Source organism: Salinibacillus aidingensis (assembly GCF_039522525.1).
GTDB lineage: Bacteria > Bacillota > Bacilli > Bacillales > Alkalibacillaceae > Salinibacillus > Salinibacillus aidingensis.
Genome location: NZ_BAAADO010000006.1, coordinates 101,344 through 117,377 on the forward strand (window position 1 = coordinate 101,344; position 16,034 = coordinate 117,377).

At 42.9% G+C, this 16,034-nt stretch carries 14 protein-coding genes; 12 read left to right on the forward strand and 2 right to left on the reverse strand.

The window, feature by feature from the left end; all coding sequences use genetic code 11:
• Positions 1 to 474: 474 nt before the first annotated feature.
• From ABD006_RS14220 to copZ, 5 genes are all read left to right on the forward strand, one after another.
• On the forward strand, positions 475 to 1,674 hold the full coding sequence (locus ABD006_RS14220) for an iron-containing alcohol dehydrogenase (RefSeq protein WP_343842419.1): 1,200 nt from the start codon (positions 475 to 477) through the stop codon (positions 1,672 to 1,674).
• A 14-nt stretch (positions 1,675 to 1,688) separates the two neighbouring features.
• The gene (locus ABD006_RS14225) at positions 1,689 to 3,059 is read left to right on the forward strand and encodes an aldehyde dehydrogenase (protein ID WP_343842422.1); all 1,371 of its coding nucleotides are present in this window, start codon (positions 1,689 to 1,691) and stop codon (positions 3,057 to 3,059) included.
• 248 nt (positions 3,060 to 3,307) lie between these two features.
• Positions 3,308 to 3,610, forward strand: coding sequence for a metal-sensing transcriptional repressor (locus ABD006_RS14230; protein WP_343842424.1), 303 nt, complete (start codon positions 3,308 to 3,310; stop codon positions 3,608 to 3,610).
• A gap of 47 nt (positions 3,611 to 3,657) precedes the next feature.
• Positions 3,658 to 6,042: a heavy metal translocating P-type ATPase gene (locus ABD006_RS14235; RefSeq protein WP_343842426.1), complete on the forward strand. Its 2,385-nt coding sequence runs from the start codon at positions 3,658 to 3,660 to the stop codon at positions 6,040 to 6,042.
• A 30-nt stretch (positions 6,043 to 6,072) separates the two neighbouring features.
• Positions 6,073 to 6,279 carry a copper chaperone CopZ gene (gene copZ / locus ABD006_RS14240; RefSeq protein WP_343842429.1) on the forward strand — a complete coding sequence of 69 codons (207 nt, stop codon included), beginning with the start codon at positions 6,073 to 6,075 and terminating at the stop codon, positions 6,277 to 6,279.
• Positions 6,280 to 6,882: 603 nt separating this feature from the next.
• Here copZ and ABD006_RS14245 read toward each other — a convergent pair.
• On the reverse strand, positions 6,883 to 8,541 hold the full coding sequence (locus tag ABD006_RS14245) for an FAD-binding dehydrogenase (protein ID WP_343842431.1): 1,659 nt from the start codon (positions 8,539 to 8,541) through the stop codon (positions 6,883 to 6,885).
• Between the two features lie 216 nt (positions 8,542 to 8,757).
• Here ABD006_RS14245 and ABD006_RS14250 point away from each other — a divergent pair, with 216 nt between their 5' ends.
• The 4 genes from ABD006_RS14250 to ABD006_RS14265 all read left to right on the forward strand — a co-directional run bounded on the left by ABD006_RS14250 (position 8,758) and on the right by ABD006_RS14265 (position 11,762).
• Positions 8,758 to 9,771 carry an NADP-dependent oxidoreductase gene (locus ABD006_RS14250; RefSeq protein WP_343842434.1) on the forward strand — a complete coding sequence of 338 codons (1,014 nt, stop codon included), beginning with the start codon at positions 8,758 to 8,760 and terminating at the stop codon, positions 9,769 to 9,771.
• A gap of 222 nt (positions 9,772 to 9,993) precedes the next feature.
• Entirely contained in the window at positions 9,994 to 10,953 is a 960-nt protein-coding gene (locus ABD006_RS14255) for an alpha/beta hydrolase (RefSeq protein WP_343842437.1), read from the forward strand.
• Positions 10,954 to 11,058: 105 nt separating this feature from the next.
• A complete protein-coding gene (locus ABD006_RS14260) occupies positions 11,059 to 11,370 on the forward strand; it encodes a nucleotidyltransferase family protein (RefSeq protein WP_343842440.1) in 312 nt (103 codons plus the stop codon).
• On the forward strand, positions 11,358 to 11,762 hold the full coding sequence (locus ABD006_RS14265; protein ID WP_343842442.1) for an HI0074 family nucleotidyltransferase substrate-binding subunit: 405 nt from the start codon (positions 11,358 to 11,360) through the stop codon (positions 11,760 to 11,762). Before ABD006_RS14260 ends, ABD006_RS14265 begins: the two co-directional genes overlap by 13 nt.
• Before the next feature lie 53 nt (positions 11,763 to 11,815).
• Here ABD006_RS14265 and trhA read toward each other — a convergent pair whose 3' ends face one another.
• A complete protein-coding gene (gene trhA, locus ABD006_RS14270) occupies positions 11,816 to 12,463 on the reverse strand; it encodes a PAQR family membrane homeostasis protein TrhA (protein WP_343842444.1) in 648 nt (215 codons plus the stop codon).
• Between the two features lie 137 nt (positions 12,464 to 12,600).
• Here trhA and ABD006_RS14275 point away from each other — a divergent pair, with 137 nt between their 5' ends.
• The 3 genes from ABD006_RS14275 (at position 12,601) to ABD006_RS14285 (ending at position 16,028) form a co-directional block, all read left to right on the forward strand.
• Positions 12,601 to 13,182 (forward strand): DUF1836 domain-containing protein, encoded by a 582-nt coding sequence (locus tag ABD006_RS14275; protein WP_343842447.1) that lies wholly within the window; start codon positions 12,601 to 12,603, stop codon positions 13,180 to 13,182.
• Between the two features lie 20 nt (positions 13,183 to 13,202).
• A complete protein-coding gene (locus tag ABD006_RS14280) occupies positions 13,203 to 14,150 on the forward strand; it encodes an alpha/beta hydrolase (protein ID WP_343842449.1) in 948 nt (315 codons plus the stop codon).
• Positions 14,151 to 14,405: 255 nt separating this feature from the next.
• Positions 14,406 to 16,028, forward strand: coding sequence for a long-chain fatty acid--CoA ligase (locus tag ABD006_RS14285; RefSeq protein WP_343842451.1), 1,623 nt, complete (start codon positions 14,406 to 14,408; stop codon positions 16,026 to 16,028).
• Positions 16,029 to 16,034 lie beyond the last annotated feature (6 nt).

Sequence of the window (16,034 nt, forward strand, 5' to 3'; positions counted from 1 at the left end):
CTCGACAAATGGGTACCTGCGCTTGTACATTTATCACGTATTAACTGGCCGTAATACCCCCACTTCAAGTTTTGAGGGTAACCCAACAAGACTAAGAGGGGGATAAACGGCCAGTAAAAACCTAATAAGTTCAACTAACCATCAGTGGGGGATGGAGAACCCCCCACTGATGGAAGTTTCACTTTATATCTTTGTTCTCCCGTCAATTGTCTGATTACTGCAGAAAGGATTCCCCTATAAATGTACCCCTTTTTCCCATGAGCTAAAAGACTATTATACATAATAAGTGATTGAATATTGTGAAAATTATTTATATATTAAAGTGAAGAAGGTTATATGAGAAGGACTTAATGAATCTGATTTTACACAGTTTTAGCGGGAGGTGACACTTTTCAGCCTGATTTTTCATAGCAAAAGTTAAGCGCTTACATTATTTGTAGAAGCCGTGTATTCATGATGCAGAGGAGGGCATTTATGTTTAAGTTATTTTGCAGGGTATACCAGCGAGTAAGCCGTATCGTAATGGGATTATTACCATGGCGCGAACCTGTTTTGCTGGAAGGAGAAAACAGTTTAAGTGAGCTGCCGCCATTATTAAAAAGAAAGCACCTTGATAAAGTTTTAATTGTCACTGATGAAGGGATTCGATCCATAGGATTAATGGATCAAATGCTTGAGGCTTTTAAGAAAGAAGGCATTCATTACGTCATTTATGATCAAGTTGTTCCTAATCCAACCATTGGGAATATTGAAAACGCTTTAAAGGTTTATAAGAACAATAACTGCAAAGGGATCATTGCCTTTGGCGGGGGATCTCCTATGGATTGTGCCAAGGGCGTAGGTGCAAGAGTAGCCCGGCCAGGGAAACCTGTACCAAAGTTAAAAGGCTTGCTTAAAATACGAAAGGAAATCCCGCCTCTTATAGCGGTTCCTACTACAGCGGGAACAGGGAGTGAGGCAACTGTTGCATCGGTAGTTTCCAATCCTGACACCCATGAAAAGTATGCCATTATGGATTTATCCCTGATTCCCCAATTCGCTGTGCTCGATCCATTGCTGACCCAGAAACTGCCTCCACACATAACGTCTACAACAGGAATGGATGCTCTGACTCATGCGGTTGAAGCCTACACAAATCACGGGGCCTCGGAAAAAGCAAAACAGAGCAGTCGGGAAGCGGTGAAGCTGATTTTCGATAATCTCTATGAGGCTTATGAAAATGGTGGAAATCTGGAGGCCAGGGCCAATATGCAGCGGGCCGCCTATTTGGCAGGTGTCGCTTTTACACGGGCTTATGTTGGAAATGTACATGCGATTGCTCATACCCTGGGTGGGTTTTATGGGGTTCCTCATGGCCTGGCAAACGCCGTTATTTTACCTCATGTGCTTGAGTACTACGGAAGCACTGTGAATAAACCTCTGGCTGAACTTGCTGATTTAGTGAACATTGGGGATCCATCAGATAATGAGGAGCAAAAGGCAGCGAAATTTATTGAGGAGATTAAGGGCTTAAATGAAAGGATGGAAATCCCGGACAAAATAGGCGGAATTAAGGAGGATGATCTTCCATTCATGGTTAAACGTGCACTTTCTGAAGCCAACCCGCTTTATCCTGTTCCAGAGATTTTCGGAAAAAAAGATATGCAATTCTTGTATCATACCATTATGGAATAGGGAGGAGGAGAACATTGGGAGGCTACCAGACACTTGTACGGAAACAGAGGGAATTTTTCCAAAGCGGGAAAACAAGAGAGGTTTCCTTTCGCGTGGAAATGCTCGAAAAATTAAAGCGTGCGATTCAGGATAATGAAAAGGAAATTATGGATGTCCTGAAAATTGATTTAAATAAGTCGGAATTTGAAGCTTATTCAACAGAAATCGGAATTGTACTGGAGGAAATTGGCTTTACATTAAAGCGACTGCGTTCGTGGATGAAGCCCAAAAAGGTAAGAACACCGATTACACATTTTGGCTCTTCCAGCTATATCTACTCTGAGCCATATGGGGTTTCCCTGATTATCTCCCCTTGGAACTATCCATTTCAGCTGGCACTGGTTCCTCTGATTGGAGCGATTTCGGCCGGAAACACAGCCATCATTAAACCATCGGAATATACACCGGAAACGTCAGACTTTATGGAACGTTTAATTGCCAGGCTTTATCCAGAGGAATTTGTCTCCGTTGTTCAGGGTGGGGTAGAAGCAAGTCAGGAGTTATTGAATCAGAATATTGATTATATCTTTTTTACCGGAAGTGTGCCCGTAGGAAAGATTGTGATGGAGGCCGCGTCCAAAAACCTGACACCAGTCACCTTGGAGTTAGGAGGAAAGAGTCCTTGTATTGTACACGAGGATGCCAACCTGAAATTAGCTGCCAAGCGCATAGCCTGGGGTAAATTTACCAATGCCGGTCAAACGTGTATTGCCCCTGACTACGTGTATGTTCATGAAAATATCAGAACGGAATTTTTGGAGGAATTTAAAAAGGCGGTTCACCATTTATATGGTGAGGAGCCTTTAAAAAATGAAAATTATACACATATCGTCAGTGAAAAACACTTTAACCGTCTGAAAATGTTTCTTGAAGATGGCGAAACGTTTATGGGAGGACAGATTGATTCCACAACACTTGCTATGGAGCCAACTGTGCTGACGGATATTTCATGGGAGGATCCCGTGATGAAGGATGAAATATTCGGTCCGATTTTACCCGTGATGGAATATCAGGATTTAGATGAGGTCATTGATGGTGTTTATCAGCATCCTCATCCATTGGCCCTGTATTTATTTACAGCCGAAAAAAATATCCAGTCAGAAGTGCTGAGTAAAATTTCCTTTGGAGGCGGCTGTATTAATGATACGGTCTATCATTTTGTCTCGCCTTATTTACCTTTTGGCGGCGTAAAATCCAGTGGAATCGGCTCCTATCACGGGAAGGGTAATTTTGATGCCTTTTCCCACAAGAAGAGTATCGTAAAACAGACGAACTTATTCGATATCCCTTTCCGATATCCGACGATGAAAAACGGTGTAAAAAGGATTAAATGGTTTCTTAAATAAAAGTTTTTGCAGGGGAAATAACGGCAAAACAAGTGGTTTTATTTAATTGAGAATAGAAAAATAGTGAATTTTAAAGTCAGGAGTGTTTGAAATCACAGAACACTCCTGACTTTTTTGGTTTAATATAACTAAGAAATACTTTGTGCGGGAACGCTTATACTAATCTTTATAATAAAGGAACATCTCATTTGACAACTAATACTATAGGGGGGTATAGTATAATTAGAATAGATAAGGAGGGATGCTGAGTGGGTGAATTCCTGCATGATCATCCGGTAACCCCCAGAACGGACGATGAAAAAGCAGCCGTAGTCAATCGCTTAAAACGTATTGAAGGGCAGGTCCGGGGAATTCAAAAAATGGTTGAGGAAGATCGTTATTGTCCGGATATTTTGGTTCAAATCAGTGCCATTAACGCAGCCTTGAAAAAAGTGGGCTTCTCTATTGCAGAACGACACACCAAGCATTGTGTCAGTGACGCAGTAAAATCAGGGAATGGTGACGAAGCAATCGATGAATTGATGGAAGTCATGAAGCAATTCTCTAAATAAAGCTTTGAAAAGTGACTTCCCATCATGTTCAGTAAGGAGGGAGAAGCATGAGTGAACAAGAGCATACAACCCTTGGTGTCACAGGGATGACCTGTGCAGCCTGCTCAAACCGAATTGAGAAGGTCTTAAATAAAATGGACGGTGTCGATGCTCAGGTGAATTTGACCACGGAGAAAGCAAGTATCGATTATGATCCATCCACAGCATCCGTTGATGATATAAGCGAAAAAATCGAAAAACTGGGCTATGGGGTTCAAACCGAAAAAGCCGAACTCGATGTGATGGGCATGACCTGTGCAGCCTGTTCCAATCGAATTGAAAAGGTTTTAAATAAACAAAAGGGCGTCAAACAGGCAAGTGTCAACCTTGCCACCGAGAGTGCAACGATTGAATATACGCCCGGGTTCATTGAAGAAAATGATTTTATCGGAAAAATCCAGAAGCTCGGTTATGATGCAAAGGTTAAAGCCGATCAGGAAGGGAAACAGTCACAGAAGGAAAAGCAGCTTAAACAAATGAAAACGAGGCTGCTCGTGTCAGCCTTGTTATCCGCTCCATTACTGGTGACCATGCTTGTGCACTTATTTGGGGCAGACATTCCTGATATTTTCATGAATCCATGGTTCCAGTTTGCCCTGGCGACACCTGTTCAGTTTATCATCGGCTGGCAGTTCTATGTTGGGGCCTATAAGAATTTGCGAAATGGCAGTGCCAACATGGATGTACTGGTTGCATTAGGAACGAGTGCAGCCTATTTCTACAGTCTGTATGAAGGGCTAAAAACGATAGGAAACTCAGCCTATACCCCCCATCTCTATTTTGAAACGAGTGCGATTTTAATTACGCTGATCCTGTTTGGAAAATATCTGGAGACTAACGCGAAAAGTAAAACCACTGTCGCGCTCTCTAAACTGCTGAACCTGCAGGCAAAGCAGGGCCGGGTCATCAGAGATGGAGAAGAGGTGATGATACCGGTGGAAGAGGTTACAGTCGGGGATCGCCTCATGGTTAAGCCCGGCGAGAAAATACCCGTAGACGGTACCATCGTTAAAGGAAGAACCTCTGTTGATGAGTCGATGATCACAGGTGAATCCATTCCTGTTGAAAAGGAAGCGAATGCGGAAGTCATCGGTTCGACCATGAACAAAAACGGAACCATCGAAATGGAAGCAACAAAAGTAGACAAGGATACCGCCTTAGCTTCCATTGTAAAAGTTGTTGAGGATGCCCAGGGTTCAAAGGCGCCCATTCAGCGTCTGGCCGATGTGATTTCCGGCTATTTTGTTCCGATAGTTGTAGGGATCGCTGCACTAACCTTTATTGTCTGGATATTTTTCGTTTCACCAGGCAACTTTGAAGCATCCCTTGTCGCAGCTATTGCGGTGTTAGTTATCGCCTGCCCATGTGCGTTAGGCCTGGCCACCCCTACCTCCATCATGGTTGGAACAGGCAAAGCAGCGGAAAACGGGATCTTGTTCAAAGGCGGAGAGCATTTGGAAAGAACCCACGATTTAGATGCGATTATTTTGGACAAAACAGGAACCATCACTAAGGGTAAGCCTGAGGTCACTGATTTTACTGGCGATGAGGAAACCCTGCGCCTGTTGGCCAGTGCAGAAAAAGGCTCTGAGCATCCTTTAGCTGAGGCCATTGTCTCCTATGCGACAGAACAGGAAATTCGTTTACTGGATACAGACGATTTTAACGCCATACCTGGAAGGGGTATTAAAGCAGTCGTATCCGGGAAAACCATTCTTGTCGGAACAAGAACCCTTATGGAAGAAAATGAAGTAAGGGTGGAAAATGCCGAACAGCAGCTGGTTGATTACGAAAACAATGGAAAGACCGCTATGCTTATCGCTGTAGACGGTGAGTACCGCGGCATTGTTGCAGTAGCCGATACCGTTAAGGAAACAGCTATCGAAGCAATAAAAGAACTGAAAGAACTGGGGCTTAAGGTAATCATGCTCACAGGCGATAACAAACGAACCGCAGAATCCATTGCCGATCAGGTAGGAATTGATCAGGTCATTGCCCAGGTTCTCCCGGAAGAAAAAGCCAATCAGGTAAAACAAATACAGCTCCAGGGGAATAAAGTAGCGATGGTAGGAGATGGCATAAACGATGCGCCTGCATTAGCTGTTGCAGACATCGGGATTGCCATCGGAACAGGAACAGAGGTCGCTATCGAAGCAGCGGATGTCACCATTTTAGGAGGCGAACTATTACTCATTCCTAAAGCGATTAAAATGAGTAAAGCCACCATTAAAAACATCCGTCAGAATCTATTTTGGGCTCTGGCCTATAACAGTGCCGGCATTCCGGTTGCGGCACTGGGACTGCTGGCTCCATGGATTGCCGGCGGTGCGATGGCTCTAAGTTCAGTTAGTGTGGTGTCTAACTCACTTCGATTGAAGCGAGTGAAGATATAAAATATTTAATTTTGAAAGGGGTAATGAATCATGCAAACAATATTAAACGTACAGGGAATGTCATGCGGACATTGCGTACAATCTGTAAAAGGTGCTTTAGAAAGCCTTGATGGAGTGTCATCCGTTGAGGTCGACCTAAGCACTGGCAAAGTCGACGTAACCTATGATGACTCCAAGGTTACCGTAGAAGCAATGAATGAAGCCATTGAAGAACAGGGCTATGATGTTGTAGCCTAATGAATAAATGAAAGAGCCTGATTCATGATGAAGGGATCAGGCTTTTTTTATTGTACTGGATGGGGGGATGGATAGATTATTGAATTTGATGGATAAATGAGTGAGAGTGATTGATAAAAGTGTGGAAATGACGGATACATAGAGTGAACAGCCTTGAAACCAGCATGAATCGGTGGATAAATGCAGGGATCAGAAGTGGTAGATCAGTTTTGATTGATAAATCTAAGAAACTGATTGATAAAACCAGCAAACAGCCTTGAATATAAACAGACTTGATTGATACCCAGCAGCAATTGACAGATAACCACGCCAAATGAACCGATTAAAGAACAGCCTGAATAGCAAAGGTTGATAGATTTAAAAAAAGACGTGATTCACTTCAAAATCGGTGGATAAAACCCCAAAACTAATTGATAGAATCCTCCAACCGGCGGATACCACCCCCGAATCACAAAATCCAACCAGCCAACTCCCTGCAAAAACGCAAAAAACCATCCTGGAAATCTAATTCAGACTCCAGGATGGTTCATTTGCCTGACTGTCAAAGCCAGAAACCAGCCTGTTTTAAAATTTTCGTTACCATTTAAAGCTTTACATTAATCCCTAACGCCCGATATCTTCCACAACACCCCGACCTGCTTTCCTGCCAGAAAATAAGCATCCGCCCAAAAAGGTTCCTTCCAGGGAGCGATACCCGTGAACACCGCCACCGCCGAAACCGGACACTTCCCCGGCGGCATAGAGTCCTTTGACAGGCTCACCCTCATCATTTAACACTCTGCCTGAGAGATCGGTCTGAAGTCCACCGAGGGTTTTACGGCTTAAAATGTTAAGACGTACCGCAATCAGTGGTCCGTGTTTTGGATCTAAAATTTTGTGAGGCTTTGCTACACGAATTCGACGATCACCGCGGTATTGGCGTGCTCCTCGTAAAGCTGTTACCTGTAAATCTTTTGAAAAGGAATTATCCATCGCTCGGTCTCTAGCTTCTATTTGCCTTTTAATATGAGAGTAATCAAGCTGCTGTTCTCCCGTAAGATCATTCATTCCCTTAACGAGTTCTTGAAGGTCTTTGGCAACTATAAAATCCTCACCTTTATCCATGAATGCCTGCACAGGCCCAGGAGGACCAGGCAGCACACGTGACAGGACCTTGCGAATGCTTTTTCCGGTTAAATCAGGATTCTGCTCGGATCCGGACAAGGCAAATTCACGTTCGATAATGGTTTTTGTTAAAATAAACCAGGAATAATCATAGCCTGTTGAAAGAATGGCTTTCAGCGTACTCAATGTATCAAACCCGGGTAAATTGGGTACCGACAGGCGATTGCCATTCGCATCAAGCCAGATCGAGGAGGGGCCGGGAAGAATTCGTATACCGTGCTCCGGCCAGATGGGGCTCCAATTTTTAATACCTTCCGTGTAGTGCCACATCCGATCCCGATTGACAATTTTCCCTCCTGCTTTTTCCGAAATGGCAAGCATGCGCCCGTCTACATGTGCTGGCACTCCGGAAATCATATTTCCAGGTGGCTTACCTAGTGGGGAAGGCCAGTTTTCACGAATGAGCTCAAAGTTAGCCCCAATACCACCACTTGAAACAATCACAGCATCTGCACTAAATTCAAAATCATCAACCACAGTTCGAGAGCTTTCTTCCCCTCTGGAAGCGTCACTTTCCTCCAAAATTGAGCCTCTTACCCCCACGATCTTACCATTTTCAGTGATAAGCTCATCCACCTGGTGCCGTGGACGATAATCAGCGAGTCCCTTTTTCATGGCTTCACGTAATTTATGTTCAAATGGTTCCACAATCCCCGGACCGGTTCCCCAGGTAATATGGAATCGGGGAACGGAATTTCCGTGTCCTTCAGCCAGATAGCCCCCACGCTCGGCCCAGCCTACAACAGGAAAAAAACGGACCCCTAAGGATTTTAACCAGGCCCGCTTTTCACCAGCCGCAAAATCCACATAAGCCTCAGCCCACTTTTTTCCCCAATAATCCTCATCATCTTCACGATCAAAACCGGCAGTACCCAGCCAGTCCTGCCACGCCAATTCTTTAGAGTCTTTAATTCCCATTCGCCTCTGTTCAGGGGAATTAATCAGAAATAGCCCGCCAAAGGACCACCATGCCTGTCCGCCTAAAGATGCTTCTGGTTCCTGATCTAACAGTAATACTTTTTTTCCTGAATCCGTTACTTCAGCCGCAGCCGTCAGCCCTGCCAGACCAGCTCCTACGATAATAACGTCATAGTTCATATGGTCTCCCCCCTAAATGGAACCCACGTTATTTTTCTAATGTATATTTTTCATTCCTTCTATGTATTCGACTTGTAAGCACTTTCACCTGCAATTCGCAGGACAAAAATTGAATTTTCAATTAATTAAAGGATAATCCTCATGAACCAAGAAGTTATATAAATAGAATGTTAAAAAGGCTGTGGCCAATTACGCATAAAAGAAAGGAGCAGAAATATGAAAAATGAACAAATTTTATTAAAATCCAGACCAGAAGGAACACCTGCAGAGGATAACTTTGAAATTAGAGAGACAGAAGTACCGGAATTAAAAGAGGGGCAAGTTCTGATTCAATCCCTGTATATATCTGTGGATCCATATATGAGAGGAAGGATGAGTACAGCAAAATCCTACATCGAACCATTTAAAGTGGATGAAGTGATATCTGGTGGTGTTGTAGGGGAAGTAGTTGAATCCAAAAGTGACAAACTTAAGGCTGGCGATAAGGTGACAGGTATGCTTGGCTGGCAGCGATATAATGCAATGGATGCTTCTCAGATTCGGAAAGTGGATGAACAGCTCGCTCCTCTGTCAGCCTATCTTGGAATTCTGGGAACAACAGGTTTGACCGCTTATTTTGGGTTGCTGGATATCGGACAGCCAAAAGAGGGAGAAACGGTTGTTATCTCAGGTGCTGCCGGTGCAGTTGGTATGGCTGTCGGACAAATCGCCAAAATGAAGGGCACACGAGTGGTAGGGATTGCCGGTTCAGATAAAAAGACAGAATACCTGGAAAAAGAGCTGGGATTTGATGCCACCATTAACTATAAAACAACGGAAAATATCTATAAATCTGTGAAAAAGGCGTGCCCGAATGGAGTGGATGTCTATTTTGATAACGTTGGCGGTCCGATTTCAGATGCGGTGACCAGCCTGCTGAACGATTTTGCGCGAGTACCGGTTTGCGGGGCTATTTCCTCTTACAATATCACAAGTCTCAGTGAGGATATGGGTCCTCGTATTCAGCCTAAGCTGATTAAAACACGGGCCTTGATGAAAGGATTTATTGTAAGCGACTATGCTCCACGATTTAAGGAGGCAGCAAGGGATCTTGGACAGTGGCTCTCAGAAGGAAAGTTAAAATATGAAGAGACAATTGTAGAAGGATTTGAAAATGTTCCACAGGCATTTATCGGTCTCTTTAAAGGTGAAAATTTAGGGAAGCAAATTGTAAAAATAAATCAGGAATAATGTTTTTTTACGCTATATGAAATTTAAAGTGGTGTGATTAGTAGAGGCCACGTCCGGCTCCAGCGTCTAGCGACTAGCGTGACTTCCTTCACCTTCGTACGATAAGTCAACATCGACTCACAAGGTTCGTCGTGTTTCCTTTATCTCCTATGGCTCAGTCCAGTCCGTACGTCGCTAAACGGGCGCTTGCGTCTTTGTTATAAAAAAAAGGAGGAGAGTAAAATGGCGGTGGTTCCAAGCATTCAGGCATTCCTGGATGATCTTAAGGCGTTACCTGAGATTGATATGGACCAGGTGACCCCTGAGCAGTACCGGGCCAAGGAAAAGCAGATGCTTGCTATGGCTCAAGGGGGAGAGCGTGTTGAGAAGGTGGAAAACCGGGTACTGTCTCTTGAAGGCAGAGACATCCCGGTTCGTGTTTATACACCAGTGGAAGGAGAGGCTCCATATCCGGGACTGGTTTATTATCATGGCGGTGGATGGGTGATTGGCGATCTGGACAGTCATGATTCCATTTGTCGTTTGATCGCTAATCAGGCTAAATGTGTGGTCGTTTCTGTAGATTATCGGCTTGCACCTGAGCATAAATATCCGGCTGCTGTTGAAGATGCCTATGATTCGCTCGTCTGGGTTGCCGAGCATGCCTCAGCATTTGATATGGATGGACAGCGAATTGCGGTGGGTGGCGACAGTGCCGGTGGAAATCTGTCTATTGTAACTTGTATCAAAGCTTATGAACAGGGAGGTCCTGACATCAAGCATCAATTCCTTTTATATCCTTCAACAGGATTTAAAGGAGAAACACCACCTGCATCCATGATGGAAAACGCAGACGGCTACTTTCTAACGCTGGAAATGATGCAGTGGTTCAGTAAGCATTATTTCAATCATCCAAAGGAACGCAACCATCCCTATGCCTCCCCTATAATGTTTAAGGAATTAGATAAACTCCCTTCCGCAACACTTTTGACGGCAGAGTATGATCCGTTGCGTGATGAAGGAAAGGCTTTTGCTGATGAGTTAAAGTCAGGCGGTGTCAACGTTTTCTATAAAAATTATGACGGACTTATTCATGGCTTTGGAAACTTCATTGGCTTTTCTCCTGAATCAGAGCAGGCATTAAGAGAAGGAGCAGAGCAACTGGAAAAGGTCTTTGCACATAAAAACGAACCCCAGCGGTAGGGGTTCGTTTTTGCCGTTAAATATTGATATAATTAAGATAGGGAAGATGTTAAATTTAACGGATTGTGCTTGTTATTTCATGATTGAGAATTGAGGTGAACAACCATGAGTCGTAATCACGTACTTAGAGAAAAATTATTAATTGATTTAAGGGATATTGTCGTTAAAACATTAGAAGATGAACCGGTAAAAGTATATCTTTTTGGTTCTTGGGCCCGTGAAGAAGAAAAACAAACATCAGATATAGATGTTGCGATACAATCGGATGGTGAAATTCCAATGAGAAAGTGGGTAGAACTACGAGATCGTATTGAAGAATCAACAATCCCCTATCATGTGGATCTTGTCGATTTAACTGCTGCTAATGAGCAACTTAAAGAAAGAGTAAAGGAAGAAGGGGTATTATGGAAAGATTAGAAGAAAGAATTAAACTTGCTAAACGTGCCTTAACAGCTTTTGGTGAAGTGTTAGAAATATCAAAACCCTCTAATGTAGAAAGGGATGCCGCGATACAAAGGTTTGAATTTACTTTTGAAGCATGCTGGAAGGCAGGGAAACAGTTCTTATTTGATATTGAAGGGTTGGATGCAGGTTCACCAAAAGGGGTTATTCGTTATTCACGGGAGATAGGTATGTTTACTGAAGAAGAAACCATACTGGGGCTAAAAATGGTAAATGACCGAAATCTAACGGTTCATACTTATAATGAAGAGTTAGCAGTGGAAATTTTTAAACAACTGCCCGAGTATTACGAATTACTACGAAAATGGCTAAGCCATATAATAGAAAAATTTGATAGAATGAAGTGAAAAAAGAAGCCTGCTTTCATCAGCAGACTCCTTTCACAATCCTTAAGATTCCATTATAATACATAGAAATAAACCGATAGAAAATGAGCAAGGCTGCCGAGCAGAATAAAGATATGGAAAATCTCATGAAAGCCCATATGTTTAAATTCCAGGAACTTAGGCTTGGCCCCGTAAATCACGCCACCTATGGTATACAAAACCCCGCCTGCAATGAGAAGGGTCATTCCTCCTGTACCGATCACATCTGATAGAGGGGAGAAAAAGAAAATGACCATCCAGCCCATAGCAATGTAAATAGACGTCGACAACCATCTTGGGCTGTGAAAGAAAATCAATTTATAAGCCACCCCAAATACAGCAAGGCTCTGAATAATAATAAAGAGAACCCATCCTAATGTACCTTCCATGCTGATTAAACAAAACGGTGTATACGTACCTGCAATTAAAACGAAAATCATCGAGTGATCAATCCGTCTTAAAAATGCAATGACATGATCTCTGGCCGTGACCATATGATAAGTCGCTGAAGCGGAGTATAGCAGAATCATGCTGACCCCAAAAATAATAACAGCCATTATATCTACAGCCGAAAAGCTGTTCATTGCAGCCTTTATGACTAAAGCAAGTAAACCGGCAAAGGAAAAAACAGCACCGAATAAATGGGTAAATCCATTTATTGGCTCACGAATATATGCACCCACAAAATCCCTCCAAAACGTTATGTAGTTTTAATAACTACATATAATGATACAATGATAATCACATGCAGTCAACCTTTACTGTATAAAAAGGTTCCCGTATAATAGAATCATAAAACCATTTTAATGAGGGAAATTTTATGGAAAATATCGATGAGTTACTTGAAGAATTGGAATTGTACAACCACTTAACCCCGGAGGATATACCGGACCTGGACTTATATATGGATCAGGTGATTCAATTATTCGAGAAAAAATATAAAGATTCAAAGAGACATGAAGAGGATAAAGTTTTAACCAAAACGATGATAAATAATTATGCGAAGGGCAAGCTGTTCTTTCCGATTACAAATAAAAAATATTCCAAAGACCATGTATTATTAATCAGCTTAATCTATCAGCTTAAAGGCGCTTTATCTATCAATGATATAAAAGCAGTCTTAGAAGGTATCAATCAAAAAATGACTGAGGGAGACTTTGATCTCGACCGATTTTACCGCAGCTACATTCATTTATCTGAACAAAATGCGGAGACCTTTTCCAATCATACAAGAGATAGTGAAGAAAAGGTGGAGGAAATAGCCAATCAACTGGATGAAGAGGATCTGGATTACTTAAAAAAGGTATTTCTTATTTCTTCTTTTGTAAATATGAGTAATTTTTACCGTCGTGCGGCTGAGAGACTGGTAGACGAGTTATCAGAAACTGATGATAAAAAATAGAATATAATTGAGGGAGCAGGATGAAGAAAAAGATTATCATTATCGCAAGTATTTTTTTAGGACTGGTTATCATTGGCGCAGGATTTGCCGTCAATTATTTTTATGGCGAGGCCGTTAAGCGTGGACAGGAAGTAGAGCTTTATCGAGGATCAGAGCCGGCAACAGCAGAGGTGGAAGCTGAACACCAAATTCTTCAGGAAGCAAAGCAGTGGTACCAGAATCAATCTTTTGAAACCATTACACAGAACTCCTATGACGATTTAACCTTAAAAGCGGACTTCCTGAAAAATGAGCAGTCAACAGGTAAAGCAGTGATACTGGCTCATGGCTATCGCGGTCACAAAGAACAGATGGATGATTATGTGAAATTCTATTATGATCAGGGATTTGATATATTAATGCCTGATGCACGAGGACATGGGGAAAGTGAAGGAGACTATATTGGCTACGGCTGGCATGATCGCAAGGACATATTAGGCTGGACTGATATTTTAATAGAAAAGAAAAACGCTGAACAGATCTTCTGGCATGGAAATTCTATGGGTGCAGCCACTGTTTTAATGGCAAGCGGGGAGCAGCTGCCTGAAGAAGTAAAGGGGATAGTTGCTGATAGTGGCTACACAACGGTCAAAGAGGAATTAACCCACCAATTAAAATACTTATATGGATTGCCTTCATTCCCATTGCTGGATCTCACAAGTCTGTTTACGAAGGTGCGGGCAGGCTATACCTTTGAAGAGGCTTCGGCTATGGAGCAGGTAAAGAAGAATACAAAACCGCTCTTTATTATCCATGGGGCGATTGATGAGCTCGTTCCAACTGACATGGCACACGAGATTTATGAAGCAGCAGGTGGGGAAAGGGAATTGTGGATTGTACCGGATGCAGGACACACTAAAGCATTTACAGTAGCGCCAGAAGAATTTCAGCAGAGAGTAGGTTCATTTATCGAGCAAAATACAAAGTAATCGTTTTTTTGTAAGAAAAGAGCAGGTTCATAGCAGAATCTGCTCCTTCTTAATTTTTGGGTATTGCAGCCATCGGTGATCCTTTTATAAAGGTGTGCCTGGCTGGGTACTTGGAGGATTAGAAAACAGACTATTGCAATCAGTTGTGAAAACGCATACAATATAAAGTGCATACAGTTGGTAACCGTTTTATTTTTTTACTTAAAATTTACTGAATATTAAATATTTTCAAATTACAGGAAGGGTTGATAAACAATGATGAATACGCCTTTAACGTTAGTTCAGAAGATTGAACGGGCTGAAAAGTACTTCAGCAAAAAACAGGTGATCTCCCGGACAGGTTCAACCATTCACCGTCTGACCTACAGAGATATCGGGCAGAGAGCACGTGCCCTATCCAGTGCCTTGGAAAAGCTGGGGATTCAAAAGGGAGACCGTGTGGCTACACTTGCCTGGAATCATCATCGTCATTTAGAAGCCTATTTTGCTGTACCTTGCATGGGAGCCGTACTGCATATGGCTAATTTTCGGCTGTCTCAGGAGCATTTGAGCTACATCCTGAATCATGCGGAAGATAAAGTACTGTTAATTGATGAAGATATCATTCCAGCGGTTGAACAGGTTCAGGATAAATTGGAAACTGTAAAGGCTTATGTCATTATGACCGATGGAGATCAAGTGCCTTCAACATCACTTTCACCTGTATATTCGTATGAAGACCTTATTGCTGAGGGGGATTCCGACTATCATTATAATGTTGACCTACTAGATGAAAATGATCCCGCAGCCATGTGCTATACATCTGCAACTACAGGAAAACCTAAAGGAGTGGAATATACCCATCGCGGGCTCGTCCTGCATAGTATGGCATTAGGATTAAGTGATACGCTTGGTCTGTCCGAATCTGATGTATTGATGCCGGTTGTACCGATGTTCCACGTGAATGCCTGGGGACTTCCGTTTGCTTCCACATGGTTTGGAACCACGCAGGTTTTGCCAGGACCAATGTTCACGCCAAAGCTGTTAGCTGAACTCATTGAAGAAGAAAAGGTTACTTTGACAGCGGGTGTACCAACCATCTGGTTAGGACTGTTAAACGAACTGGAGCAGCACGACTATGATATGAGCAGCTTACGTGCAGTTGTCTGCGGGGGATCAGCTGCCCCTCGAGGGATTATTCGTGCCTTTGAATCACAGCATGGGATCCCATTCTTACATGCCTATGGTTTAACAGAGACCACTCCAGTTGTGACTGCAGCAAGACTGAAAAGTTATCAGCAGGATTTACCTGAAGAAGAGAAGCTTGATGTCCGCTCCAAACAGGGAATTATTGTCCCTGGGCTGGAGGCGAAAGTAGTCAACGATCGTGGAGAAGTCAGAGCAGATGGAAAAGAGATGGGAGAACTGCTTGTCAGAGGCCCGTGGATTGCAAGTGAATATTATAATGATGAGCGCACAGCTGATGCCTTCCAGGATGGCTGGTTGCATACAGGTGATATTGCAACCATTGATGAGGAAGGAAATATTAAGTTAGTGGACCGTACGAAGGATTTAATTAAAAGTGGCGGAGAATGGATTTCTTCCGTTGATATTGAAAATGTACTTATGGCACACGAAGCCGTTTTCGAGGCTGCCGTCGTTGCCGTTCCACATCCGAAGTGGATGGAACGGCCTGTTGCATGTGTCGTCTTAAAAGATGCCTATAAGGATCAAATAGGAAAGGAAGACCTGCTGGATTATATGCGTCCTCAATTTGCGAAATGGTGGCTTCCGGATGATATTGTCTTTATGGATGAATTGCCAAAAACCTCCGTTGGTAAATTCCTGAAACGTTCGCTACGGGATCAGTTAAAGGATCATTTAATGGAGAATGCTTAAGCACAT